Annotated in this window: 25 protein-coding genes; 16 read left to right on the forward strand and 9 right to left on the reverse strand. The window is 76.5% G+C overall.

The annotated features are described in order from the left end of the window. The 3 genes from Q1A09_RS19535 to Q1A09_RS19545 all read left to right on the forward strand — a co-directional run. On the forward strand, positions 1 to 318 hold a 318-nt coding region (locus tag Q1A09_RS19535; protein ID WP_299958908.1), incomplete at its 5' end, for an HNH endonuclease signature motif containing protein. A gap of 418 nt (positions 319 to 736) precedes the next feature. Continuing rightward, positions 737 to 1,099 carry a hypothetical protein gene (locus Q1A09_RS19540; protein ID WP_299958911.1) on the forward strand — a complete coding sequence of 121 codons (363 nt, stop codon included), beginning with the start codon at positions 737 to 739 and terminating at the stop codon, positions 1,097 to 1,099. A gap of 87 nt (positions 1,100 to 1,186) precedes the next feature. Then, positions 1,187 to 4,168: a sacsin N-terminal ATP-binding-like domain-containing protein gene (locus Q1A09_RS19545; protein ID WP_299958914.1), complete on the forward strand. Its 2,982-nt coding sequence runs from the start codon at positions 1,187 to 1,189 to the stop codon at positions 4,166 to 4,168. On the opposite strand, the gene Q1A09_RS19550 is transcribed toward Q1A09_RS19545, so the two are convergent. Both Q1A09_RS19550 and Q1A09_RS19555 read right to left on the reverse strand, forming a co-directional pair. Continuing rightward, positions 4,162 to 4,542 carry a hypothetical protein gene (locus Q1A09_RS19550; protein ID WP_299958917.1) on the reverse strand — a complete coding sequence of 127 codons (381 nt, stop codon included), beginning with the start codon at positions 4,540 to 4,542 and terminating at the stop codon, positions 4,162 to 4,164. The two genes, Q1A09_RS19545 and Q1A09_RS19550, sit on opposite strands and share 7 nt — an antisense overlap. A gap of 220 nt (positions 4,543 to 4,762) precedes the next feature. Then, positions 4,763 to 5,086 (reverse strand): hypothetical protein, encoded by a 324-nt coding sequence (locus tag Q1A09_RS19555; protein ID WP_299958920.1) that lies wholly within the window; start codon positions 5,084 to 5,086, stop codon positions 4,763 to 4,765. 327 nt (positions 5,087 to 5,413) lie between these two features. Between Q1A09_RS19555 and Q1A09_RS19560 the strand changes: the two genes are divergently transcribed. From Q1A09_RS19560 to Q1A09_RS19570, 3 genes are read left to right on the forward strand one after another with little or no spacing between them, the layout of a single operon-like run. Continuing rightward, complete coding sequence (locus tag Q1A09_RS19560) at positions 5,414 to 5,764, forward strand: STAS domain-containing protein (RefSeq protein ID WP_299958923.1); 351 nt, start codon at positions 5,414 to 5,416, stop codon at positions 5,762 to 5,764. 50 nt (positions 5,765 to 5,814) lie between these two features. After that, positions 5,815 to 6,759, forward strand: a complete 945-nt coding sequence (locus Q1A09_RS19565) for an alpha/beta hydrolase (RefSeq protein ID WP_299958926.1) — start codon at positions 5,815 to 5,817, stop codon at positions 6,757 to 6,759. Positions 6,760 to 6,815: 56 nt separating this feature from the next. Then, the gene (locus Q1A09_RS19570; protein WP_299958929.1) at positions 6,816 to 7,211 is read left to right on the forward strand and encodes a GNAT family N-acetyltransferase; all 396 of its coding nucleotides are present in this window, start codon (positions 6,816 to 6,818) and stop codon (positions 7,209 to 7,211) included. An 18-nt stretch (positions 7,212 to 7,229) separates the two neighbouring features. On the opposite strand, the gene Q1A09_RS19575 is transcribed toward Q1A09_RS19570, so the two are convergent. Both Q1A09_RS19575 and Q1A09_RS19580 read right to left on the reverse strand, forming a co-directional pair. Further along, the gene (locus Q1A09_RS19575) at positions 7,230 to 8,093 is read right to left on the reverse strand and encodes a DUF1206 domain-containing protein (RefSeq protein ID WP_299958932.1); all 864 of its coding nucleotides are present in this window, start codon (positions 8,091 to 8,093) and stop codon (positions 7,230 to 7,232) included. An 89-nt stretch (positions 8,094 to 8,182) separates the two neighbouring features. Beyond that, a complete protein-coding gene (locus Q1A09_RS19580; protein ID WP_299958935.1) occupies positions 8,183 to 9,019 on the reverse strand; it encodes a DUF1206 domain-containing protein in 837 nt (278 codons plus the stop codon). 125 nt (positions 9,020 to 9,144) lie between these two features. On the opposite strand from Q1A09_RS19580, the gene Q1A09_RS19585 reads away from it, so the two are divergent. The 6 genes from Q1A09_RS19585 (at position 9,145) to Q1A09_RS19610 (ending at position 16,575) form a co-directional block, all read left to right on the forward strand. Then, positions 9,145 to 9,777 (forward strand): hypothetical protein, encoded by a 633-nt coding sequence (locus Q1A09_RS19585; protein ID WP_299958938.1) that lies wholly within the window; start codon positions 9,145 to 9,147, stop codon positions 9,775 to 9,777. Positions 9,778 to 10,314: 537 nt separating this feature from the next. Continuing rightward, a complete protein-coding gene (locus tag Q1A09_RS19590; protein WP_299958941.1) occupies positions 10,315 to 11,040 on the forward strand; it encodes a phosphodiesterase in 726 nt (241 codons plus the stop codon). A gap of 58 nt (positions 11,041 to 11,098) precedes the next feature. Beyond that, positions 11,099 to 12,349 (forward strand): cytochrome P450, encoded by a 1,251-nt coding sequence (locus Q1A09_RS19595; RefSeq protein WP_299958944.1) that lies wholly within the window; start codon positions 11,099 to 11,101, stop codon positions 12,347 to 12,349. Between the two features lie 52 nt (positions 12,350 to 12,401). Continuing rightward, on the forward strand, positions 12,402 to 13,193 hold the full coding sequence (locus tag Q1A09_RS19600; protein ID WP_299958947.1) for an alpha/beta fold hydrolase: 792 nt from the start codon (positions 12,402 to 12,404) through the stop codon (positions 13,191 to 13,193). Further along, positions 13,190 to 15,487 (forward strand): SpoIIE family protein phosphatase, encoded by a 2,298-nt coding sequence (locus tag Q1A09_RS19605; protein WP_299958950.1) that lies wholly within the window; start codon positions 13,190 to 13,192, stop codon positions 15,485 to 15,487. The genes Q1A09_RS19600 and Q1A09_RS19605 overlap by 4 nt, the downstream gene beginning before the upstream one ends. Before the next feature lie 95 nt (positions 15,488 to 15,582). Continuing rightward, positions 15,583 to 16,575, forward strand: coding sequence for an Acg family FMN-binding oxidoreductase (locus tag Q1A09_RS19610; protein ID WP_299958953.1), 993 nt, complete (start codon positions 15,583 to 15,585; stop codon positions 16,573 to 16,575). Positions 16,576 to 16,623: 48 nt separating this feature from the next. On the opposite strand, the gene Q1A09_RS19615 is transcribed toward Q1A09_RS19610, so the two are convergent. Continuing rightward, positions 16,624 to 18,951 carry an AAA family ATPase gene (locus tag Q1A09_RS19615; protein WP_299958956.1) on the reverse strand — a complete coding sequence of 776 codons (2,328 nt, stop codon included), beginning with the start codon at positions 18,949 to 18,951 and terminating at the stop codon, positions 16,624 to 16,626. A 183-nt stretch (positions 18,952 to 19,134) separates the two neighbouring features. On the opposite strand from Q1A09_RS19615, the gene Q1A09_RS19620 reads away from it, so the two are divergent. Further along, positions 19,135 to 19,695: a GNAT family N-acetyltransferase gene (locus tag Q1A09_RS19620; RefSeq protein WP_299958959.1), complete on the forward strand. Its 561-nt coding sequence runs from the start codon at positions 19,135 to 19,137 to the stop codon at positions 19,693 to 19,695. Here Q1A09_RS19620 and Q1A09_RS19625 read toward each other — a convergent pair. Then, positions 19,661 to 19,957, reverse strand: a complete 297-nt coding sequence (locus Q1A09_RS19625; protein WP_299958961.1) for a DUF1905 domain-containing protein — start codon at positions 19,955 to 19,957, stop codon at positions 19,661 to 19,663. The two genes, Q1A09_RS19620 and Q1A09_RS19625, sit on opposite strands and share 35 nt — an antisense overlap. Positions 19,958 to 20,050: 93 nt before the next feature. Between Q1A09_RS19625 and Q1A09_RS19630 the strand changes: the two genes are divergently transcribed. Further along, entirely contained in the window at positions 20,051 to 21,016 is a 966-nt protein-coding gene (locus Q1A09_RS19630; RefSeq protein ID WP_299958962.1) for a YafY family protein, read from the forward strand. Here the strand turns inward: Q1A09_RS19630 and Q1A09_RS19635 are convergent. Genes Q1A09_RS19635 through Q1A09_RS19645 form a run of 3 tightly spaced genes read right to left on the reverse strand, consistent with a single transcriptional unit; the run spans position 21,009 to position 22,363 of the window. Continuing rightward, the gene (locus Q1A09_RS19635) at positions 21,009 to 21,584 is read right to left on the reverse strand and encodes a DUF664 domain-containing protein (RefSeq protein WP_299958965.1); all 576 of its coding nucleotides are present in this window, start codon (positions 21,582 to 21,584) and stop codon (positions 21,009 to 21,011) included. The two genes, Q1A09_RS19630 and Q1A09_RS19635, sit on opposite strands and share 8 nt — an antisense overlap. Positions 21,585 to 21,628: 44 nt before the next feature. Then, on the reverse strand, positions 21,629 to 22,051 hold the full coding sequence (locus tag Q1A09_RS19640) for a DUF1810 domain-containing protein (RefSeq protein WP_299958968.1): 423 nt from the start codon (positions 22,049 to 22,051) through the stop codon (positions 21,629 to 21,631). A gap of 60 nt (positions 22,052 to 22,111) precedes the next feature. Further along, the gene (locus Q1A09_RS19645; RefSeq protein WP_299958971.1) at positions 22,112 to 22,363 is read right to left on the reverse strand and encodes a hypothetical protein; all 252 of its coding nucleotides are present in this window, start codon (positions 22,361 to 22,363) and stop codon (positions 22,112 to 22,114) included. Between the two features lie 136 nt (positions 22,364 to 22,499). On the opposite strand from Q1A09_RS19645, the gene Q1A09_RS19650 reads away from it, so the two are divergent. Both Q1A09_RS19650 and Q1A09_RS19655 read left to right on the forward strand, forming a co-directional pair. Beyond that, complete coding sequence (locus Q1A09_RS19650) at positions 22,500 to 23,654, forward strand: acyl-CoA dehydrogenase family protein (protein ID WP_299958974.1); 1,155 nt, start codon at positions 22,500 to 22,502, stop codon at positions 23,652 to 23,654. Further along, positions 23,651 to 24,712 (forward strand): acyl-CoA dehydrogenase family protein, encoded by a 1,062-nt coding sequence (locus Q1A09_RS19655; protein WP_299958977.1) that lies wholly within the window; start codon positions 23,651 to 23,653, stop codon positions 24,710 to 24,712. The genes Q1A09_RS19650 and Q1A09_RS19655 overlap by 4 nt, the downstream gene beginning before the upstream one ends. Positions 24,713 to 24,715 lie beyond the last annotated feature (3 nt).

Here is a 24,715-nt window from a genome sequence, read left to right on the forward strand (position 1 = left end):
ATGGGCCCCGATGGGACGCCGCTGGACCTGGGCCGGGACCACCGGGTGGTCACCCCCGGCCTGCGCAGAGCAGTCGAACGGCGGGACAAGTCGTGTGTGTTCACCGGCTGCGGTGCCCCGACGTGGTGGTGCGAGGTGCACCACCTCATCCACTGGCTGCACGACGGCGAGACCAGCCTGGAGAACTCAGCGTTGTTGTGCGAACGCCACCACACCAAGGTCCACCACGGCTTCCGCGTCGAACGACAACCGGATGGCCGATGGCGCACCTGGCGACCCGACGGCACCGAGATCCTCATCGGACCACTTCTTCATTGATTCGTCCGACCCCGACCCCGACCCCGAACGCCGACCACGCTCACGCCGTGGTCGGCTACGGGCGCGCGTGGGCTGAGGTCGCGGCGCGGCGCGGCCCGGCGCCGGTCGGGTCGTCGACGGCGACGGGTGTCCTCAGGAACTGGCGGCTGGCTTCGTTCGGCCGGTGACCAGATCCGCTGACCACCCCGACTCGGGCGGCCACCCGTTCGGTGACGAGGACGAGTTCGGCGGAGCACTCAGCGCCGGCTCGGACCAGTGCGGCCCGCTGGAGACCGATGTGGCGAATCCACGCGGCTGTGCACGAGTGACCAGGGATGGACGTGGCGCTGCCCCAGAACAGCAGTCGATGCTGCGTAGCGTCTGGACGAACCGATCGAGGTGGAGGGCGATGAGCACGAACCGCTCGAGGTGGGGAGCGATGCGGTGTCGCCAGTCGGCGGTGGCCATGGCTGCGGGGCGCTTCGCGCGCTCCGTCGCAGCGGTCGCCGCCGTTGCCGTCCTGGCGGCCTGTTCTGCCGCTGAGGAACGCGGACCGCAGCCGATCCTCGGCTGGTCGGTCGCCGACGACGTGGTCCACCTGTGGATCGGCACCTGCAACGGCGACCCCGAGACCGAGGTGGTCGAGGCGGACGACACCGTCACCATCACCGTCGTCTCCACGAGACGTGACCCCGGTGATGCGTGCCAGGACTCGGTGTCGGTGTCGCTGCAGGCCCCGCTGGACGGCCGCGCGGTCATCGACGGTGCAACAGGGCGCGAGGCCGAGCCGATGGAGGGATGACCGACCGCCGCGGGCCGGTCGCGCCACCCGGGCCGCCGCTCCGGCGAACGGGGCCGGCAGGGCGCCGGGTTGCGGCATGCTGCCGGGATGCCTGACCCCGCCGAGCTGCGTCGTCGCGTCCTGGCTGCCTGGACCGACTCCCCGGCCCGCTTCCGGGAGGACGCCAACGCCGAGGAGGACCTGGTCCGCGGCGGCTACCGGGACCGGCTGCTGGTCGAGCTGGCGCAGAACGCCGCCGACGCCGCCGCCCGGGCCGGGGTGCCCGGCCACCTGCGGATCGAGCTGGCCGGCGGCACCCTCCGGGCCGCGAACACCGGGGCACCGCTGGACCGGGACGGGGTGCAGGCGCTGGCCACCCTCCGGGCCAGCGCGAAGCGGGACACCGCGGACAGCGTCGGCCGCTTCGGCGTCGGGTTCGCCGCCGTCCTCGCGGTCACCGACGAGCCCGCCGTCGTCTCCACCGACCGGTCGGTGCGGTTCAGTGCGGCTGGGACGCGGTCCGCGGTCGCCGGGGTCCCCGCGTTGGCGGACGAGCTGGCCCGCCGGGGCGGCGACGTCCCGGTGCTGCGGCTGCCCTTCGACACCGACGGCCACCCGCCGGCCGGGTTCGCCACCGAGGTCGTGCTCCCGCTGCGCGACGCAGCCCGCGACCAGGTGCGCGCGGCGCTCACCGGCCTGGACGCCGGTCTGCTGCTGGCGCTGCCGACGTTGAGCCGGGTCGACGTCCTCCTGGACGGCGGGGGGCGCACGCTCACCGCCGCCCGGCGCGGCGACGGTGTGCGGCTGACCGACGGCGACCGCACGACGACCTGGCACGTCGTCACCCGCAGCGGCGAGCTGCCCGCCGCGTTGTTCGCCGACCGGCCGGTGGAGGAACGCGACCGTCGCGGCTACACCGTCACCTGGGCGGTGCCGACCGAGGACGGCGTCCCGGTCCCGCTCACCGGCCGGCAGGTGCTGCACGCACCCACCCCGAGCGACGAGCCCCTGTCGCTGCCGGCCCGGCTGATCGCGCCGTTCCCGCTCGGCCCCGACCGGCGGCACGTCGCCCAGGGGCCGGTCACCGATGCGCTGGTCGAGGTGTCCGCCGACGCCTACCGCCGGCTGCTCACCGAGCTGCCCGCGGACCCGGTGCTGCTCCAGTTGGTCCCCGGGGTCGGCCTCGCCGCCGCCGAGCTGGACGCCGCGCTGTGCCGGGCGGTGCTCGACCGGCTGCGGCACCACGCCTGGCTGCCGGCCGCCGACCCGGAGGAACCGCCGCTGCGGCCGGACCGGGCGGTGGCCCTGGACGACCCGACCGGGCAGCGGGTCACCGCCCTCGTCGGCGTGCTGCCCGGCCTGCTGCCGGCCGCGTGGTCCCGGCGGGCCGATGCTCGGGTGCGCAATGCGCTCGGCATCCGGCGGGCCGCGCTGGCCGACGTGGTCGAGGCGGTGCGTGGGGTCCAGCGGCCGGGGGAGTGGTGGGCCGACCTCTACGCCGCCCTCGACGGTGCCGATCGGGACGAGCTGGCGGCGCTCCCGGTGCCGCTGGCCGACGGCCGGGTCGCGCAGACCCCCGCCGGGGTGCTGCTGGCCGGGCCCGAGCTGCCCGCCGCCCGGCTCGCCTCGCTGGGCCTGCGGATCGCCGATCCGGCCGCGGTGGCCGAGCCGGCGCACCGCGTGCTGGAACGGCTCGGTGCCCGGCCGGCGACGGCGGCCGCGGTGCTGGGCGACCCCGACGTCCGGGCCGCGGTGGAGAGCTCGCTGGACCGCGCCGACGACGGCGAGGACGTGGAACCGCTGGCCGACGCCGTCCTGGCGCTCGTCGCGGCGGCCGGCCCGGCGCCCGGGGAGTTGCCGTGGCTGGCCGAGCTCGCGCTGCCCGACGACGACGGCGGCTGGGCGCCGGCCGGCGAGCTGGTGCGTCCGGGTTCGCCGCTGGCCGACGTCCTCCGGCCCGGGGCGCTCGGCGTCCTGGACCCGGAGTTCGCGCGGGTGTACGACGACGCGGCGCTGCGCGCGGTCGGCGTGCTGGACACCTTCGCCACGCTCACCGCCGACGACCCGGACGAGCTGGACGTCGACCGGGTCGAGGAGTGGGTGGACGCCGTCCTGGACCGGTTGCCGGCCGACGCGCCGCCGCCGTCCTGGCCGGCGCTGACCGCGGTGCGTGACTTGGAGCTGGTACGCGACTGGCCGCGGGCCCTGCCGCTGCTGGCCGCGCTGCCCGCCGCTGCCCGCGCCGACGTGGAACTCGGTGGCGTCGCCGTCCCGGGGTACCTGCGCTGGTGGCTGCGGACGTCGCCGGTGCTGGACGGCGCCCGCCCGGACCGGCTGAGGGCGCTCGACGCAGTCGAGTTACAGGGACTGTACGAACCGGTCGGCGAGCTGTCGCCCGAGGTGCTCGACCTGCTGCGCCCGCCGGTGACCGTGGCCGACGTGGTGGCCGACGTCGAGGACGCCCTCGACCTGCTCGACCGGCTCGGCGACCCGGCGCGCACCGTCTCGACGGGGGTCCTCGCGACGGTGTACGCCCAGCTCGCGACGGCCTTAGAGGGCGTCGACGTCGACCCGCCGGACCGGGTGCGGGTGGGCCCGGCGGAGGTCACCGATGAGGCCGTGGTGCTCGACGCACCGTGGTTACAGCCACTGGTGCGAACGCCGGTGGTGCCCGCCGGTGGCGCGCCGGCTGCGGTCGCCGACCTGCTCGACCTCCCGCTGGCCAGCGAGCAGGTGCGGGCCCGGCTGACCAGCCGGCCGGCCCGCACCGTCGCCTGGCGGGACGTGCCGGGAGCCGGGCTCGCGGCCACCAGGCTCGGGCTGGCCGAGCTGCCCGGGTCGGTCGCCGTCCACCCGGAGCTGACCGTGACCGGCGGCCGGTCGGTCGCGTGGTGGCCGGGGGCCGACGTCGACGCCGTCGACGGCACCCCGGCCGCGCTCGGGCGGGCGCTGGCCTGGCGCTGCGGTGTGTGGCCGCAGCGCCAGGCGCTGGCCGAGGCGTTCGCCCATCCCCAGCGAGCGGCCGAGCTCGCTGCCGAGGACGCCGTCGGCCGGGGGCCGGCTCAGCACCAGCGCGGGATGGCTCAGTAGTAGCGGGGGATCGCCTGGGCGCCGGCGGCGTGGCCGTGCCGGCTGTCGGCCCGGGGACCGTGCCCGCTCTCCCGGCTCCCGGCCCGCGGCGCCTGCTGGTTGGCCAGCCACGCCTCGTGCAGGGACAGCCAGTGCGCAGCCGTCAGGTCACCGGCCCGGGAGGTCGGCGACAGTCCCTCGGCGTGCAGCCAGCGGACCCCGGCGGTGCCGGGCAGCTGGCTGCGCAGCGCGGCGCCCAGTGCGGGCCGCCGGCTGGCACCGGGTGTGGCGAGGACGGCGTGCACCAGCCGGTCGAAGCCGCTGTGTGCCTCCTCGGGCAGCTGGGCACGGGCATCGGCGGCCTGGCCGGAGAGGGCAGGGGTGGGTCGTGACATGGGGACCTCCAGGAGGGCAGGGGGCAGCCCGCGACGTCGGCGCGGGCGCGCCGGGAACGGGGGAGGAGCGGTCGGCCGGTCACGGACCGGCGGACGGCGGGGCCGGCACAGCGGCGCCCGGGATCAGCTCAGGAGATGCGCAGCCGCAGCCGCAGCGAGGTGTCGCCCATGCCGGGGGACGGTAGGGGCGGCGTCCGGCGCCGTCCAGCCCTTTACCGGCTCAGGAGCCCGCCCGGTCCTGGGACTCCCGCGCCTTGGCGGCCTGACGGGCCTGGTGCGCGGCGTACCGCGCGGCGTCCTTCTCCCGCTTGGGGGTGTTCTTCTCCCACTTGACCTTGCGGCGCGCCGCCCGTTCCTGCTCGCGGGCCTCGAAGTCGGGGTGCTCGGACCAGGTGCTGGACAGCTGGACGACGACCACGGTGGCCGCGCCGAAGATGAGCACCACCGCGCCGAGCACCGGGTCGGTCGCGAAGGCGAGGACGGTGAGCGCCACCCAGACGAGCCCGGCGACCACGGTGCGCTGCGACAGGGCCGGCTTCGACATGGACACCAGTATCCGCCCGCCGCCGGGGTGGGCGGCGGGACCGGGTGGGCGGCCCGGTGACCGCGGCCGGCGCGGCGGCGGTCACCACCTCGAGCGGGTGCCGTCCACGGGGCCTCCGGGGGCGGCGGGACCGGACACGCCCACCCCGTCGCGTCCAGGTCATCGGCGTGGCGCGCGTCGCCACGCCGAGAGCCCCTTGTGCGCACGGGCGGTGATCCCTAACGTCCGCCGTGCGGTTCAACCACCAGCCGCGACCGGGCGAGAACTGCCCGGCGCACGAGGTCGGCAGCGCTGCCGCCGGCCACGATGGGTCCGCCGGAGGTCCACATGACCGCACTCCCGATCGACATCGACCCCACCCGCATCGACGTGCGGGCCGCCACCTCCTCGGCCGGCTGCACGATCACGATCAGCGGCGAGGTCGACTCCGCCACCGCCCCCGGGCTGCGCAACTGCCTGCTGGAGGTGGTCGGCCGCCCCGGCACCGCCGGCGTCGAGGTCGACCTCAGCAGGGTCACCTTCCTGGACTCCGCCGGCCTCTCCGCGCTGGCCACCGCGCACCGCGCCGCCGACGCCGCCGGCCGGCAGCTGCTGATGCGCTGCGGCACCGCCCGGGCGGTCATCCGCCCGCTGCAGATCACCGGCCTCTGGGACGTCTTCACCGTCGTCGACGCCTGAGCCGGGGCTGCCTCGCACCGCCGGCCCGGCGGTGCCGCCAGGATGGGCCGATGGACGCCGCTGACGCCGTTCCCCGGCAGTTGCACCCCGAGCTCGCCGCTCTGCTGCCGCGACTGGGCACCCTGCTGAGCCCACCGGCCCGCGAGGCCGGGCTGGCGGCGGCACGCACCAGGTTCGCCGCCCTGCTTGACGCCGGGCTGGCCGCCGGCCCCGACGTCCCGGCAGAGGACGTGTCCCTGGCCGAGGGGCTGCCCGGACGGGTGTACCGCCCGGCCGACCCGGCCGGGGCGACCGTCGTCTTCCTGCACGGCGGCGGCTGGACGCTGGGCAGCGTGCCCGACTACGACGGGCTGGCCCGCAGGCTGGCCGCCGGGCTGGCCGCGGTGGTGCTGTCGGTCGAGTACCGCCGGGCACCCGAACACCCGTTCCCGGCGGCGGTCGAGGACGCGGTCACCGCCACCCGCTGGGCGCTGGACCACGCGGCCGAGCTGGGCGGGGACCCGGGACGGGTCGCGGTGGCCGGCGACAGCGGCGGCGGCAACCTCGCGGCGGTGGTCTGCCAGCAGTTGCGCGACGCGGGCGGGCCGCAGCCGGCCGCGCAGCTGCTGCTCTACCCGAACGTGGCGCGCGGCGCGGACCAGCCGTCGGTGCGCGAGTTCGGGCACCTGCCCTTCCTCAGCCTGGCGGACATGGGCTGGTACACCCGCAGCTACGTGCCGCGCGGCACCGACCTGGGTGACCCGCGGATCAGCCCGGCCGAGGGCGACCTCGCCGGCCTGCCGCCGGCACTGGTGGTGACCGCCGGCGTCGACCCGCTGCGCGACTCGGGCCGGGCGTACGTCGAGGCCCTGCGCGCCGCCGGCAGCCCGGCCGAGCTGCTCGAGCTGCCGGACATGCCGCACGGCTTCGCCCACCTGGTGGCGCTGTCCCCGGCCGCCGACGCCGCCCTGTCCCTCGTGCTCGACCGCGCGGCCCGGCGGCTGCCGCCCGGGTGACCTCACCACCAGGGAACTCGGGTGCGCACGCGGACGGTGACACCTACGGTGCCCGGGTGGTCGAGTACTCGTGGCGCGGGCCGTTCGCCAACGCCGACGTCAACGCGCTGCACGCCGAGGGGTTCGGGCACCGGCTGCTGGACGACGACTGGGTCGCCCAGGTCGAGCGGTACAGCCTGGGCTGGGTGACCGCGGTCGAGGCCGGCGAACTGGTCGGGTTCGTCAACGTGGCCTGGGACGGCGGCGTGCACGCGTTCCTGCTGGACACCGTCGTCCGGGCGGACCAGCGGCGCACGGGCATCGGCCGGGCACTGGTCACGACGGCGGTGGCCGGGGCACGGCAGAGTGCCTGCGAGTGGCTGCACGTCGACTTCGACGACGAGCTCCGCGACTTCTACCTCGACGGGTGCGGCTTCACCCCGACCGGCGCCGGCCTGGTCCAGCTCCGCTGACCCCCGGGACGGCCGTGGTCAGGTGGCGGGGTCGCGGTCGGGGAAGCGGGCCCGGACCAACGCATAGCCGCCGAACGCGAGGAACCCGGCGGCGACCGCGGTGAGCAGCCACTGCCCGGTCGGCACAGCGCCGATCGCGTTCATCGCGCCGTCCAGGCCGGTCGCCGTCGACACGTCGCGGGTGGCGGCCGCGTAGACCAGCAGCCCGCCGGAGACGGTGAAGGCGATGCCCTTGGCGACGTAGCCGACCGTGCCGACCCGCTGGATCAGCGGCTCCCAGCGGTCCGGGGTGGCGTCCAGGTCGACGTCCCGCATGAACTTCCCGGTGACCCCGCGCACCAGCACGTAGACCCCGACCGCGACCACCCCGACGCCGACCGCACCGACCAGGGTCGAGCCGCCGGGGATCTCCAGTGCGTCGTCGGTCAGCTGCTGGAACCGCTCGTCGGCCTGGTACCTGACCCCGGCGGCGAAGAACAGCGCCGTCCCGCCGAGGACCGCGTAGACCACCGCCTTGGCCGCGCACTTCGTGCAGACGACGGCGGTCCGCAGCCGGTGCCCGGGGCGCAGCAGGCCGGTCCACCAGCGCAGCACCTCACCGGCCTGCCACAGCGCCAGTGCCAGCATGCCGAGCCCGATCAGCCACAGCAGGACCTGTCCGCCGGGGGTATCGGCGACGGTCTGCAGCGCGCCGGTCTGGTCGGCGTCCTCGGTGCCCGGCTGCAGGAACCAGGCGATCCGGAACGTCAGCCAGCCGATCAGCACGTGCAGGACGCCGTAGGCCACCAGCCCGACCCGGGCGAGGTGCTCGAGCACCGGGTGGTCGGTGACCTCGCGAGCGCGGCTGACGGCGTCGTGCACGCGCTGCGGGACGGCGTTCACGCCGGTGATCGTGCCCGAGCCGGTGCCCCGCCGCCCGCCGGTGCGCAGCTGCCCGTTGCTCAGCTGTCCGTTGCTCAGGTGCCCGGTGCTCAGGTGCGCTGGGGGAACCGGGCCCGGGCGAAGTAGAACAGCCCGAACGCCGCGATGCCCAGCGCGACCAGGGTGAGCAGCGCCTGCCCGAACGGGGCGTCGAGCAGGGTGTGCATGGCGCCGTCCAGCCCGCTGGCCTTCTCCGGGTCGAAGGTGATCGCCGCCCAGCCGATCAGGCCGCCGACCACGCCCAGGGCGATGCCCTTCGCCGGGTAGCCGAGCTGGCCGAGCCGCTCGATGACCCGGCGCTGCCCGGCCGAGGCGTCGGCGGTGTCGATCTCCTTGAGGAAGCCCCTGGTCAGGCCCTTGTGCACGTGGTAGACCCCCACGCCGATCAGCACGAGCGCGGCCGCCCCGACCAGGTAGCGCCCGCCGGGCCAGCCGAACACCCCGGCCACGGTCTGCTCCTCCTGCCCGGAGCTGGACTGTCCGCCGCCGGTGGCGAAGCGGATCGCGGTGACGGCGAAGAAGACGTAGACCACCGTCTTGGCCGCCGCCTTGCCGACCTTGACCGCCGCGTTCTTGCGGGCGTCACCGGAGCCGCTGAGCGCGCCGCGGTAGCGCAGCACGACGGCGAGCTGCCAGACCGCCAGCGCCAGCAGGCCGATCGCGAGCACCCACAGCAGGGGCGTGCCGAACGGCTGCGCGGCGAGGGTGGCCATCGCGCCGGACTGGTCGGCCGACCCGCCGCCACCGCCCCAGGCCAGCTGCAGCGCCAGCCAGGCGATGAGCAGGTGGACGACGCCGTAGGCGATGAGCCCCACCCGGGCGAGGTGCTCCAGGGCGTCGCTGTTGCCCGCCCGTCCTGCTGCCGAGACCGTGCCCGAGGTGCCCATGACCACTTCCTCCTGTCGCCGTCTGCTCGGCGATCGCCGGGATGGCGGCGCTCAGCGTGGCACAGCAGGACGTGCTCCGCCGGGGCAGCCGTGCCCGGTGGCCGCGGTGGGGGAGACTGGTCGCCGTGACGAACGCCGTGACCGCCGGCCGGCTGGCCGCGACCGCCCCGACCACCCCGGCGCAGGCCCGGTCGACCTGGCCGCGCATGGCGCTGCTGGGCGCCGCCCTGCTCGTCCTCGCCGTCGTGGCGGTCGCCTGGGACGGTGTCGGGCCGCGGCTGCTGCTCGGCGGGATCGGCGTGCTGGCAGCCCTCCGCGGCGCGACGATGCTGCGCGGCGCCCGCAACGGCCGGTTCGACCGGTCGGGGGCCGTCGTCGGCGCGGCCGCGATCTGGCTGGGCGCCGTGCTGATCGGGCTGGCCCTGCTGTCGGGCACCGCCACCGGCTGGGCGTTCGTCGTCGCCGGAGTGCTGGCGCTGCCCGCCCTGGCGGCGGTCGCTGCCGTGCGCCGGGCCGTCGCCGTGGCCGGTGCAGTCGTGATCGCCGCGGCGGCGGTGCTGGTGGCCGTGTTCGGCGGCGTGGACACGCTGCTGGACGCCGGCCGGTTGCTGGTCGCGCTGGTGGCCGGCGTGCTCGGGGTGGCGAACCTGGCCGGGGCGGTCGGGCTGGCCCGGATCGCCCGCCGGCCCGCGCCGGCTCCCGCGGCCGGGTGCGGCGGGTGCGCCTGCGGTGCCGGCGGCTGCGGCTCGCGCGGCTGAGCCCCGCTCCCGGGCGCTCGCCCGGCGCTGAGCCCGCCCGTTACCGGGCCCGCTCGACCCCGAACCGGCTCGGTCGTCGGCTCACTCGCCGGTGAGCCCGACCGGTGACCTGGCGCGTCACATTGTCTGTGCCACCCCGGGACGTGCCGTCCCGGGACGTGCCCCCCGGGACGTGCACCCCCGGGTGTGGCACCCGATGCCATCCAGTGGTTCCACCACGGACACCTCCCCGTCACGAGGGCGACCTAGCGTCGGTCGCGTGGCGGCAGGTGAGCCCTGCCTGCCGCCTGGACGACGCCGGGGAACCCGGCGGGGCGAGAGGAACCGGACATGCGCACCATCGAACGGACCGTGTGGACCTGCGAGAACTGCAAGCGCACCAACTCCAGCGCCCGCAAGCGCTGCGCCGACTGCGGCACCACCCGCGACTGACCGGCACCGCTCCACCCGCGGCCGTGCCCGACGGCGCGCCGGCCGCGGCAGCACCGCATCGCCGACCGATGGGTGACCGGCCCGCCCGGTGGTAACCCGCAGGGCATGGCCGGCCCGCTCCCCGCACTCCTGATCGACGCCGCGGGCCGGGTGGTGGCCCGCCCGCTCGCCGTCCTGGCCCGGGCGCGCGGCGGCAAGCCGATGCACCCCACCGGCGTCGCCTTCCCCGGCCGGCTCGAGCGGTCCGGGCTGCGCCGGACCACGGGCATCGCCTGGCTGGACGGCAGCGGCACCGACGACGTCGTCGTCCGGATGTCCCGGGGGGCCGGGCTGCCCCGCCGCTTCCCGGACCTGCTGGGGTTCGCGGTCCGGGTGGCCGGCGACCCGCCGGTCGACCTGCTGCTGTCCTCGGCGGGCAGCGGACGGTGGTCCCGCCGGGTGCCGGTGCTCCGCCGCGACGCCGCCTGCCCCTACGGCTCGATCATGGCCTACCGGAGCCCCGCCGGACCCGTCTGGCTGACCGCGTCCCCGGAGGGCGCCGGTGTCCCGTCCGACCGGGCCGGCCTGGTCGCCGCCGCCCCGGGCCTGCAGGTCACCCTCTGCGCCGCGATCGGCGACGGGCCCTGGGAGCCCTTCGCCCGGATCACCCTGGGCACGCCGACGGACCCGCCCGACCCGCCGGTGCACTTCGACGCGGTGCTCCACCCACCACCGGGGCTGCGCGCCGACGGCCCGCTGGCCCGGTTCCGCCGGCCGGCCTACGCCGCGGCCCGGCGGGCCCTGGGGGAGCCGATGGCCGACGAGCCGGGGGGCCGCGACGACGGCGGATGAACTGGGCGGGCGGAGGACAGGCGGTTGTGCCGGTGCCGGGCTGGGCAGGGAGCAGCGCATGGTCCGCCGTCCCCGCCTCGACGACTCGATCCCGATGCTGGCCAAGGGCTACGCCTGGCTGCCCGACCGGCGCCGCGCCGCGGGACGGGACACCGTCCGCACCCGGCTGATGATGCGTCGGACCCTCGGCGTCGAGGGGCCGGCCGGGGCCCGGTTCCTCTACGACGAGGACCACGTCCGGCGCAGCGGCGCTCTGCCCGAGCCGGTGGTGAGCACGCTGTTCGGCCACGGCGCGGTGCACACCCTGGACGGCGAGGCCCACCGGGTGCGCAAGTCGATGTTCGTCGACCTGCTCATGCAGCCCGAGCGGGTGTGGGAGGCCGTCGGGTGCATCACGGCGGCCTGGGACGAGGCCGTGCCCGGCTGGGCCGGGCAGGACACCGTCGTGCTCTTCGACGAGGCCGCCCGGGTGCTGACCCGGGGGATCTGCACCTGGTCCGGCGTGCCGGTGGCCGACGAGGAGGTGCCGGCGCTGGCCCGGGACCTGACCACGATGGTCGACGGCTTCGCCACCGGGGCACCGCGGCACTGGCGCGCCCGCCGGGCCCGGCAGCGGCGGGAGGCGTGGCTGGCCGGGATCGTGTCGGAGGTCCGCGCCGGTGCGCGCACCGCTCCGGCCGGTTCGGTGCTGGCGGTCGTCTCCGGGCACCGGGACTCCCAGGGGCAGGTGCTCGAGCCCCGGGTGGCCGCGGTCGAGGTGCTCAACGTGATCCGCCCGACCGTGGCGATCTGCTGGTTCGTCGCCTACGCGGCGCACGCGCTGCACCGCTGGCCGGAGCACCGGGAGCGGCTGCGCGCCGGCGACCGGCCCTTCGCCGTCGCCTTCGCCCACGAGGTGCGCCGGTTCTACCCGTTCGCGCCGTTCATCGGCGGCCGGTCCCCGCGGGAGGTCGAGTGGGAGGGCGAGACGGTGCCGGCCGGCTCGATGGTGCTGCTGGACCTGTGGGGTCAGGACCACGACCCGGAGCTGTTCCCCGAGCCGTTCGCCTTCCGCCCGGAGCGCTTCCTGGCCGGGGACGAGGTGCGCGAGATCGGCGCCTGGGAACTGGTCCCGCAGGGGGCGGGTGACCCGCGCACCGGCCACCGCTGCCCGGGGGAGGACATCACCGTGGCGGTGCTGTCGGCGCTGGTCATCCGGCTGGCCCGGCTGGAGTACACGCTGCCCGAGCAGGACCTGGGCATCTCGCTGCGACGGATCCCGGCCCGGCCCGCCAGCGGCGTGGTGCTGGCGCAGGTGCGACCCGGCTGAACCACGGCCGGTGGGTGGTGGGCGGACCGCCCGGACGCGTACTTTCCTCCGCATGAGCGTCCGCATCCGGAACCACGTCCGGGTGACCGGTCGACCCGAGGGCCGGCCGATGGTGTTCGCCCACGGGTACGGCTGTGACCAGAACATGTGGCGGTTCGTCGCCCCCGACTTCGAGGTCGACCACCAGGTGGTCACCTTCGACCACGTGGGCTTCGGTCGGTCGGACCTCACCGCCTACGACCCGGCCCGGTACGCCTCGTTGCGCGGTTACGCCGACGACGTCGTCGAGCTGCTGCGCGAGCTGGAGCTGACCGACGCGGTGTTCGTCGGCCACTCGGTCAGCGCGATGATCGGTGTGCTGGCCCATGCGCGGGCCCCGGAGCACATCGGGGCCATGGTGATGATCGGGCCGAGCGCCCGGTACGTCGACGACGGCGACTACGTCGGCGGCTTCTCCCGTGAGCAGATCAAGGAGCTGCTGGACAGCCTGGACGCCAACCACCTGGGCTGGTCGGCCGCGGTGGCTCCCACGATCATGGGCAACCCCGACCGCCCCGAGCTCGCCGCGGAGCTGACCAACAGCTTCTGCCGCACCGACCCCGACGTGGCGCGCCAGTTCGCCCGGGTCTCCTTCCTCTCCGACAACCGGGCCGATCTGGCCGGGGTCGACGTGCCCACCCTCGTGCTGCAGTGCGCCGAGGACGTGATCGCCCCCGAGTCGGCCGGTCGGTACGTCCACGATCAGGTCAGCGGCTCGGTGTTCACCCAGCTCGCCGCGACCGGGCACTGCCCCCACCTGAGTGCGCCCGAGGAGACCACCGCCGCCATCCGGGAGTGGCTGTGACGACCAGCCGGTCGGCGTCGGCCGATCGGCGCGAGCGGGACGACGAGCGGGGCCGGCTGGCGGAGCTGCTCGAGGACGACCCGGCGGACCTCTACGAGAACGCGCCCTGCGGGTACGTCTCGACGCTGCCCGACGGCACGATCGTGAAGGTGAACAGCACCCTGTGCAGCTGGCTGGGGCGGCCACGCGAGGAGGTGCTGCGGACCCGGCTGCGCGACCTGCTCAGCGTCGGCGGGCAGGTGTTCCACGACACCCACCTGGCACCACTGCTGCGCATGCAGGGCGCGGTCCGCGAGGTCGCCCTGGACGCGGTGCGGGCGGACGGCTCGCTGCTGCCCTGCCTGGTCAACGCGGTCGAGGTGCGGGACGCCGACGGCGACCCGCTGATGATCCGCGCGACGCTGTTCGAGGCCACCGCGCGGCGGCGGTACGAGCGGCGGATCCTGACCGCCCAGCGGGCCGCGGAGCTCGCCGAGGCGAGGTCCCGCACGCTGCAGCAGGTCGTCGTCGAGCTGGCCGGGGCCACCACGGTGGACGACGTCGCCGCGGTCGTCGTCCAGCAGGCCCGGGGTGCGCTGCGGGCCCGGGGTGCCGCGCTGGTGCTGGTGTCCCAGGACACGGCGGTCCGGGCCGGGGACGGCGGCGCGGAGGGCCCACGGGCCGACCCCGAACTGGGCGTCGTCCGGAGTGACGGGCTGCCGGATGAGCTGCTGGCGGAGCTCTCCGCGGCGGCGAGCGGGCAGATCGCCCTGGAGCTGGCCGAGGGGCTGCGGGTCGTCGTCCCCGACGAGCGGCTGGCGGCCCGGCGGCCCGGGCTGGCCGCCGCCCTGACCGGCTCCGGCCTGCGCGCGCTGGTGGTCGTCCCGGTGGCCGCTGACACCCGGCGGCTGGGCGTGCTGGTCCTCGGCCTGGCCGGCTCGGGCCCCGGCGACCTGATCGACCTCGACGAGCCGGTGGCCGGCGAGCTGTCCGACGGGGACGTCGACCTGCTCTGGACGCTGGGCCGGCAGGCCGGGCAGGCCCTCGAGCGGGCCCGGCTGCTGGAGCACACCACCCGGCAGGGGCAGCGCTCGGCGTTCCTGCTGGAGGCCGCCCGGCTGCTGGCCCGGGCGACCGGCGTCACCGAGTCGGTGGAGCGGCTGGCCGCGATGGTCGTGCCGCGGCTGGCCGACATCTGCCTGCTGGACCTGGTCGGCGAGCACGGCATGGCCCGGGTGGTCGCCCGGCACGGCGACCCCGAGCGCCAGCGGTACGTCGACGAGCTGCGCGCCTGGGCGCCGCCGCTGCGCGAGCTGCCCGCCCCCGCCCGGGCGGCGATGGAGGAGGGGCGCACCCGCTGGTTCCCGGCGGTGACCGACGAGTGGCTCGCCCAGGTGGTGCGCGACCCCGCCGAGCTGGCGGCGGTGCAGGCACTGGAGCTGGCCAGCGTGATCAGCGTGCCGCTGGTCGCCGAGGGCCGGGCGCTGGGGGTGATGACGCTGTCGGCCGACCGCCGGCGCCAGCCGTTCACCGCCGCCGACGTCGAGCTGGCCGAGCAGCTGGCGCTGCAGGTCTCGCTGATGATGGCCAAGGCCCAGCGGTTCGAGCTGGAGGCCCGCACCTCGCACACCCTGCAGGCGACCCTGCTGCCCCCGCCGCCGCCCCCGGTGCCGGGGACGACCGTGGCGGTGCGCTACCTGGCGGCCACCTCCGGCGTGGAGATCGGCGGGGACTTCTACGACGTCGCGCCGCTGCCCGGTGGCCACGTGGCCATCGCCGTCGGCGACGTCGTCGGGCACGACCTCACCGCCGCGGCCACCATGGGGCAGCTGCGCAGCGTCTACCGGGCGCTGCTGGTGGAGGCCCCGGCCCCGGCCGCCGTCATCGACCGGCTGCAGGCCAGCTGGCCGCTGCTCGGGCTGCAGCGGATGGCGACCGCGCTGTTCGCCACCCTGGACCTGCCCGGCGGTCTGCTGCACGTCGCCTCGGCCGGCCACCCGCCGCCGCTGCTCATCGTCGACGGACGGGCGGAGTACCTGCCGGTGCGGCCCAGCCGGATGCTCGGCGCCCCACCGGCGCCGGCGGTCGAGTGGGCCGGCGTCGTCCCGCCCGGGGCCACGCTGGTGCTCTTCACCGACGGCCTGGTGGAGAGCCGCGACAGCGACATCGACGCCGGCCTGGACCGGCTGCGGGCGGCCGCCGAGCGCTGGGCGGCGGCCGGTCCGGACGAGCTGTGCGACCGGCTGCTCGCCGACCTGGCCGGCACCCACCGCGCCGACGACATCGCCCTGCTCGCCCTCACCCGCGACGCCTGACCCGAGCCCGGCTGCGCGCCGCGGGCCCCGGTGCGCACCGGGCCGGGGCGGCTGGGCAAGCTGGCGGGGACAGCACCGGACCGCGAGGAGGCAGCATGCTGGACGAGGCCCAGTGGACGCAGGTGGTGGCAGCCGCCGTGCGCGCACCGTCGATCCACAACACCCAGCCCTGGACGTTCACCGCCACCGGCGACCGGCTGCAGGTGCACCTCGACCCGACCCGGGCACTGCCGGCGATCGACCCGACGGGCCGCCAGCAGGTGCTCAGCTGCGGCGTCGCGGTGCACTTCGCCGTCGTGGCGCTGGCCGCGGCCGGCTTCCCGGCGACCGTCGAGCTGGCCCCGGACCCGGCCGCCCCGGACCACCTGGCCACCATCACGGTGGTCGGCACCCGGGAGCCGACCGCCGAGCAGCGCGAGCTGGCCGCGGCGATCGAGCGCCGGCACACCGATCGGTCGCCCTTCCTGCCCCGCCCGGTGCCGGCCGAGCTGATCGACGCCTTCCAGGAGGAGATCGGCTGGGACGGCGTCTGGCTGCAGCCGGTGACCCGGGAGGAGGCGGAGGTCGCCACGGTGGCACTGCTGGACCGGGTCGAGCAGCTGGAGCAGGGCGACCCCGCCTACCTGGCCGAGCTGGCCGCCTGGACCCGCACCGACCCGCACGCCCCGGACGGCGTCCCGGTCGACGCGCTCCCCGCCGGGGACCGCGCCCAGCGCCCGTCCAACTGGCTGGTGCGCGAGTTCGTCGTCCCCGAGCCCGGTGCCGCCAGTGCGACGCCGGACGACGACGCGGCCCCGCCCGCGGTGGAGCGACCCGCGGTGCTGCTGCTGGGCACGATGGTGGACGACCGGCTGGGCTGGCTGTGGGCCGGCCAGGCGCTGGGCCGGCTGCTGCTGCGCGCGACCGTGGCCGGGCTGGTCACCTCACCGCTCACCCAGGCGCTGGACCAGTCCTGGGCCCGGGCCCGGCTGTCCTCGGAGCTGTCCCTGGTCGGGCACCCGCAGATGCTGCTGCGGGTCGGCTGGCCGGCCGGGGAGGCGACCGCCAGCGGACGCCGCCCGGTGGCCGAGGTGCTGCGGGTCGTCTGAGCCGGCGGGCGCGCGGTCGCCGACCCGCGGCGGCACGACCGGAACCGATCAGTCGGCCGCCGGCGGGTCGGTCAGCCGGTCCAGCACGGCGGGGAGCTCGCCGGGGTGCAGCACGACCAGCCGCTGGGTGGCGCGGGTGAGTGCGACGTAGAGGTCACTGTGCCCGCGCACCCCCTCGGCGAGCACGGCAGCGGGGTCGACCAGCAGCACCGAGTCGAACTCCAGGCCCTTGGCCTCGGCCGGCACCAGCACCACCGGGGCCCGGTCGGGGTCGGGCTGGGGCGGCAGCGCGTCGGTGACGGCCCGGACGGCGGCCGCGGCCCGGCTGGGCGGCACGATCACCGCGACCGTGCCGCCCAGCTCCGCCAGCTCGGCGGTGCGGGCCGCCACCCGGGGCAGCAGCTCGTCCTCGGGCACCTGCTCGGCGACCGGGGGGTTGCCGCTGCTGCGCACCGACTGCGGGGCCGCGGTGACCGCGTCGCTCGCGGCGAGCACGTCCGCGGCCACCGCCATGATCTCGGTGGGCGTGCGGTAGTTGACGGTCAGCTCGGCCAGCCGCCAGTGGTCGCCGACCGAGGGCCGCAGCGCCTCGTCCCACGCCGACGCCCCGGCCAGGCTGCCGGTCTGGGCCAGGTCACCGACGACGGTCATCGACCGGGTCGGGCAGCGGCGCACCAGCAGCCGCCAGGCCATCGCCGACAGCTCCTGCGCCTCGTCGACGACCACGTGCCCGAAGGTCCAGGTGCGGTCGGCGGCGGCCCGCTCGGCGGTGGTGCGGTAGTCGACCTCGGAGCTGCGCTCGGCCAGCGCCTCGGCGTCCAGCAGGTCGCCGGCGGTGAGCTCCTCACCCTCCTCGTCGTCGTCGAGGTCGGTGGAGCGGGAGCCGTGCAGCAGGTCCAGGGTGTCCTGCGCCTCGGCGCGGGCCTGCCGGCGGCGCCGGGCCTCGCGGGCCCGCTCGGCGCTGTCGTCGTGGCCGAGCAGCTCGTCGGCCTCCTCCAGCAGCGGCACATCCGCCGGGGTCCAGGGGCTGCCGGCCGCGCGGGCGAGCAGGGCGCGGTCGGCGTCGCTCCAGCCGCGGGTGGCGGCCTTGATCCGGGCGGGGGAGTCGTAGAGGTCGGTGAGCAGTTGCTCGGGGGTGAGCACCGGCCACAGCTCGTCGACCAGCGCCCGGACGGCCGGCTCGGTGGCGACCTCGTCGCGCAGCGACTCCACGTCCCGCCGGTCGAGCAGCTCGCCGCCGTCCCGGACGTCGCCGCTGATCCGGCCGACGTAGCGGTCGGTGATCAGCTGGGCCAGCGCCCGGGCGAACGCCGGACGGCCGAGGTTGTGCAGCCGGGAGGCGCGCCGGCCGGCGGTGCGGACGCCGTTGAGGTCGGCCGGGCGCAGGGTGATCCGCACCCCGTCGATGACCAGTTCGCGGCCGGTGCGGGGCACGGTCTGCCGGGCGCGCACCGCCGAGGTCAGCACCGACACCATGGCCAGCCGGCCCTTGACCTCGGCGACCTCCGGCGCCTCGGTGCCCTGGGCGTCCAGTCCGGGCCGGAGCTGGCCGAGCCCGGCCAGTAGCACGCCGGTCTCGCCCAGGGAGGGCAGCACGTCGGCGATGTAGCGCAGGAACGTCGGGGTGGGGCCGACGACCAGCAGCCCGCTGCGGGCCAGCCGGTCGCGGTGGGTGTAGAGCAGGTAGGCCGCCCGGTGCAGCGCGACCGCGGTCTTGCCGGTGCCCGGCCCGCCCTGCACGACGAGCACGCCGCGGGCGTCGCTGCGGATGATCGCGTCCTGCTCGGCCTGGATGGTCGCGACGATGTCGGTCATCCGGCCGGTGCGCTCGGCGGTCAGCGCCGCCATCAGCGCCGCCTCACCGGTGAGCGCCGGGCCGTCGGTCGCCGTCGGGTCGACCGACAGCACCTCGTCGTGCACCGCGGTGACCGTGCGGCCGCGCAGCCGCACGTGCCGGCGGCGCACCACGCCCTCGGGGCGGAACGGGGTGGCGGTGTAGAACGGCCGGGACGCCGGCGCGCGCCAGTCGACCAGCGCCGGGTCGCCGGCCGGGTCGTCGGCGGGCAGCCCGACCCGGCCGATGTAGAGCGGCTGCGGCTGCTCCTCCCGGTCCAGCCGGCCGATGACCAGGGCGTGGTCGGCGGCGTCCAGCGCGGTGATCCGGGCGGACTGGAAGCGGGCGGCGGCCTCCCGCTCACCGAGGGACTGCGGGTTGATCACCGGCATCGCCAGGGCCTGCTTGAAGCGGTGCACCGCGTGGTCCCGGTTGGCGTCCAGCCGCCGGTAGAGGTCGGTGACGGCGACCTGCTCGGCCGCCAGCTCCGGGTCTGCGCCGGCCGCCGGGTCGGTCGTGGCGCGGGGGGAGGTGCTCGACACCGGGCGCGGTCTCCTCGGGACGGGGGCAGCAGGGGGCCGCACCGGCAGGCCGGTCCCGGCCTGCCCGTCGCGCGACGTCGTCCACCTTGTCACGTCGTGGCGCTCCGTCCGGCGGGACGTGGCCCGGCCGATGGGCCGCCGCTCACCCGGCCACCGCGCCGGGCGCTCGGGCAGGATCCCGGCATGACGACGGGGCGGGCCGGGCCAGCGCTGGTGCCGATGGCGCTGCGGATCGAGACCGACCGCCTGCTGCTCACCCCGGAGGGACCGGCCGACGCCGACTGGTTCACCGCGCTGCTGGACGCCCGCGGGACCGGGGCGCACACCCGGGACGACGCGCTGGCCCGGATCGCCGCCATGACCTCGACGATCGCGACCACCGGCATCGGCGTGCTGGTGCTGCGCCGCCGGTCCGACGGCGCGGCGCTGGGCTACTGCGGCCTCGTCGTCGGCCGCGCGTCGCTGGAGGAGCCGGAGCTGGCCTACGAGCTGCTGCCCGCCGCGCACGGCCACGGGTACGCCACGGAGGCGGCCCGGGCGGTGCTCGCCGCGGCCTTCGCCACCGGTCGCACCCGGATCTGGGCCACCGTCCGGGCCTGGAACGAGCCCTCGCTGCGGGTGCTGGCGAAGCTGGGCTTCCGCCGCGACCGCAGCTCCACCGACGCCGCCGGCGAGCTGGTCTGGCTGGTGCGCGACGCCGGTCCGGCGGTCAGCGGGGGCCGGGCACCGTCAGCCGCGCGGTGACGGTGTCGCCCAGGTCGAGCTGCTCGGCCCGGCGGACGGCGTCCTTGATCGGCAGCAGGTAGCGCCCGTCCTTGGGCCAGAGCGAGGTCTGCCAGCCGGTGGCGCCGATCCGGGCGTGCACCGGCACCATGCCCCAGCCGTAGGTGACGGCCCGGGCCACCTCGTGCAGCCGGTCGCACCCGTCGTCCGGCACGGTGAGGAAGTGGAACGGCGCGGGCCCGCGCCAGTGCCAGATCTCCCCGCTGAACTCCAGTTCCAGCACAGTGCCCGCTCCCTGTCGTCCGTCCCGCGGGCAGGCTACGGTCCGATCCGGACGAGAGGCGTCCGGATCAGCGGAGTCGCGAGGGGCAGGGGCGTGCGACCGGACGGGAACCCCACGGCACGGGCACTGATCGCGCTCGAGGTGCTGCAGGGCCGGCCGGGGATCACCGCCGCCGGCCTCGCCGCCGAGCTCGGCGTCTCCGACCGGGCCGCCCGCCGGTACGTGGCCACGCTGCGCGAGGCGGGCATCCCGATCGAGTCCGAGCGCGGCCCGCACGGCGGGTACCGGGTCGGCCGGGGGCTGCGGCTGCCGCCGCTGGTGTTCACCGCCACCGAGGCGCTCGGGCTGGTCATGGCGGTGCTCGACGGACACCACGACGCCGGGGACCGCACGGATCCGGTCGGCAGCGCGCTCGGCACGATCCTGCGGGCGCTGCCGGAGTCGGTGGCCGCCCAGGCCGAGGCGGTGCGCCGCAGCACCGCGCCGGCGGTCGACCGGTCCGCCGCCCGCCCCGACCCGGCGACCACCAGCGCGCTGGTGCAGGCCTGCGCAGACCGGCGGCGGGTGCGGCTGGGCTACCGCTCCGAGGCCGGCACCGAGTGGACGGCGGAGGTCGACCCGTGGGCGGTGGTCGTCCGGCACGGTCGCTGGTACCTGCTGTGCCACGCGCACTCCTCGGACGCCCGGCGCGCCTACCGGGTCGACCGGGTGCGCGGGGTCGAGCGGCTGGCGCAGACGTTCACCGTCCCCGCCGGCCTCGATCCGGTCGTCGAGCTGGAGGAGCACCTCGCCGTCGGCTGGGAGTTCGGCTGCGAGGTGCTGGTCGACGCGCCGCTGGACCGGCTGGCCCGGTGCGTGCCGCGGTCGCTGGGCCGGCTGACGGCGGTCGACGAGGTCTCGAGCCGGCTGGTCGGCAGCACGAGCAACCCGTGGTGGTACGCCGAGCAGCTCGCCGCGCTGCCCGCGCCGTTCCGGGTGGTCGGCGGCCCCGAGCTGCGGCACACCACCCGGGAGCTGGGCGCGCGGCTGCTCGCCGCCACCGAGCCGCCGGTCAGCTGACCGGCAGCCGGCCCACCCGCGGTCGCCAGCCGGCCGGCGGGTCCTCACCGGTCAGCCCGTCCACCGCCTCCCGGAGCAGGTCGGCGTGACCGGTGTGCCGGCCGTACTCCTCGACCAGGTCGCACACCAGCCGGCGCAGGCTCACCGGTCCGTCGTCCGGGCCGGTCAGGTGCACGTGCTGGTCGAGCCCACCCTCGGCCAGCGCGGCGGCCAGCCGCTGGTGCGACCGGTCGACCGCGTCGTCCCAGTACGCGTAGAGCTGCTCGGGGGTGTCGTCGGCGGCGGAGGTGAACGGCCAGTCGCCGTCACCGGCCCACGCCGACTCCCAGGGCTCACCGATCCGGGCGCCGCTCAGCCGCTGGGCGGAGACGTCGTCCTCGACGACGGCCAGGTGCTTGAGCAGGCCGCCGATGGTGAGGGCGGAAGCGCCGATCCGGGTCTGCAGGCCGGCGGCGTCCAGGTCGGCGGCCTTCCAGCGGAAGGTGGTGCGCAGCCGGTCCAGGGCGCCGAGCAGGTGCGCGGCCTCGGTGCCGTCCATCGGTGGTTCCCAGGGGGTGTCGTCGCTCATGGCGGCACCGTAGGGGTGGTTGCGGACGAACTGCGTCCGCTGGCTCAGAGCCGGGACGTCGTCTCCGGGTCACGGGCGCCGGCGCAGTACTGCTCGAGCACCTGGCCGAAGACCGGGTCGTCGGAGACGGCGGCGAACAGCGTCATCGACGAGCGCAGCTTGCGGGCGTCGATCTCGCCCAGGACGGCGACCGGGTCGTCGGCGTCGAGCCCGGTGAGCACCTGGGCGCACTCGCGCAGCCGCGGGCCCAGCACCGGGTGCGCCAGGTACGCGCGGGCCTCGTCGGCGCCGCTGATCGCGTACCGCCGGGCCATCTCGCTGCTGCCCAGGCCGGCCAGCTGGGGGAGGACGAACCACATCCAGTGGCTGGTCTTCCGCCCGGCGCGCAGCTCGGCCAGCGCCCGGTCGTAGGTGCCGCCGCCCTCCTGGGCGTCGACGAACCGCTGCAGGTCGAAGAGGTCGCTCATCGGTGGCTCCCGGGGTCGGTGGCTGGACGGCGTCCAGTCCAGCACGCCCGGTCGTGCCGGTCAGGGGCCGGCCGTCGCCTCGTGGTCGCCGAGGACGGCGCGCAGCCGCTGGTTCAGCGCGTCCAGGGCCTCGCGGAGCGCCACGTCGTCGCCCGGCTCGGGCAGCAGCCCGAGCCGGCGGAACCGCTCGGCCAGCCGGCCGGACAGGTGGTCGGGCACGTCGCCGGCGAGCAGGTGCGCCTCCAGCACGGCGAGCAGTCCGATCAGCACCGCCACGTCCTCCGGGGCGACGGCACGGGGGGTCGCGTTCATCTCCGGAGCGTGCGACCGCTGCCTCGCGGGCGCAAGGCCCGCCGGACCCTCCCGACGAGTGCTGCCGGGCCGCGCCCTGTAGAACCGACACCGGACCGGCACCGACCGGGCACCACACCGACGTGGGGAGCACTGCATGGGCAGCAACTCGTTGACGCTGGCGCCCGCGCCGCGTTCGGCCGCCGCGGAGGAGGTGCGCGCCGAGGTGCGCGAGTTCCTCGCCGCCGAGCTGGCCGCCGGCACCTTCACCACGCACGTGGACACCTGGCTGTCCGGGGTCGACCCGGCGTTCTCCTGCAAGCTCGGCGAGCGCGGCTGGCTGGGCATGACCTGGCCGAAGCGGTACGGCGGGCACGAGCGGACGGCGATGGAGCGCTACGCCGTCACCGAGGAGCTGCTCGCCGCCGGCGCCCCGGTCGCGGCGCACTGGATCGCCGACCGGCAGTCCGGGCCGAACCTGCTGCGCTACGGCACGGAGGCCCAGCGCACCGAGATCCTGCCGCGGATCGCGGCGGGGGAGTGCTACTTCGTCATCGGGATGAGCGAACCGGACAGCGGCTCGGACCTCGCCTCGATCCGCACCCGGGCCACCCGCAACGGCGACGGCGACTGGGTGGTCAACGGCGCCAAGGTCTGGACGTCGAACGCGCACACCTCGCACTACGCGATCACCCTGGTGCGCACCTCGCCGGCCGACCCGGCCAACCGGCACGCCGGGCTGTCGCAGCTGCTGGTCGACCTGTCGCTGCCCGGCATCACCGTCAACCCGATCCGCATCCTGGACGGCGGCCACCACTTCAACGAGGTGGTCTTCGACGACGTCGTCGTCCCCGGCGAGATGCTGCTGGGGGAGGAGGGTGCGGGCTGGCACCAGGTGACCGCGGAGCTGGCCTTCGAGCGGTCGGGGCCGGAGCGGTTCCTGTCGACCTACCCGCTGATCGCCGAGTTCGCCCGGCGCGCCGCCGACCCGGCCCAGCTCGCCGCCCTCGGCCGGATCTCCGCCCGGCTGCTCGCGCTGCGCCAGCTGTCGCTGCGGATCGCCGGCGCGCTGGACCGGGGCGAGCTGCCCGACATCCCGGCCGCGCTGGTCAAGGACGTGGGGACGACGTTCGAGGCCGACGTGATCGACGAGGTGCGCCGGGCGGTCGACGTCCCGGCGTCGCTGGACTCGCCCGACCCGCTGGGCCGGGCACTGGCCGAGGCGCAGCTGCACGCGCCGGGCTACACGCTGCGCGGCGGCACCAACGAGATCCTGCGCGGGATCGTGGCACGAGGGCTGGGACTCCGATGAGCGACGTGGACCTGGTCGTCGAGACCGTCCGGGACATCCTGACGAAGCACGAGCCGTTCGTGCTCAGCACCGAGCGGCCCTGGGACGCCGGGCTCTGGTCGGCGCTGGCCGAGGCCGGGTTGACCGGCGTGGGGCTGCCCGAGGAGGCCGGTGGCTCCGGCGGTGAGCTGGCCGACGCGGTGGCGATCGTCGGGGCGCTGGCCGCCGGCGCGGCCGCGGTGCCGGTGGCCGAGCAGCTGCTGGTCGCCGCCCCCGCCGTCCTCGCGGCGGACCTGGACCTGCCGGCGCCGGAGGAGCCGCTGTCGTTCGCGGTGGCCGGCGCGGTCACCGCCGAGCCGCGGGACGACGGCGACGGCCCGGGCAGCTGGATGCTGACCGGCACCGCCACCGACGTCGCCTGGGCCGGGGTGGCCCAGCACCTCGCCGTGCTCGCGACCAGCCCGGTCGGCCCGGTGCTGGCGCTGGTGCACGTCGCCGGCCGGCAGGCCACCCATGCGGCGAACCTGGCCGGTGAGCCGCGCGGTTCGCTGGTGCTGCAGGGGGTGACCGCGCCGGGTGCGCTGCTCACCGAGGCCCAGGCCGAGCAGCTGCGGGCCCGGTACGCGCTGGCCCGGGCGGTGCAGCTGTCCGCGGCGCTGCAGCAGGTGCTGGCCTGGACGGTGCACCACGCCGGCGAGCGGGAGCAGTTCGGCCGGCCGCTGGGGAAGTTCCAGGCGATCCAGATGGAGCTGGCCGAGATGGCCGGCGAGGTCACCGCGGTGGCGGCGCTGGTCGACGCGGCGGTGCAGGCGGTGGAGCGGGGGGAGTCGCTGGTGCTGGCCTGCGCGGCGGCGAAGGTGCGCGCCGGGGCGGCGGTCGAGGTGGTGGCCCGGCTGGCCCACCAGGTGCACGGCGCGATCGGATTCACCCAGGAGCACCGGCTGCACCACCTCACCCGGCGCTGCTGGTCGTGGCGGGACGAGGCCGGCACCGAGACGGCGTGGGCCGCGGTGCTCGGCGCCGGGCTCCTCGCCGACGGGCCCGACGCCCTCTGGCCGGCGCTCACCCGGGTGGTGTGAGGA

This window comes from uncultured Modestobacter sp. (assembly GCF_947486615.1).
Lineage (GTDB): Bacteria > Actinomycetota > Actinomycetes > Mycobacteriales > Geodermatophilaceae > Modestobacter.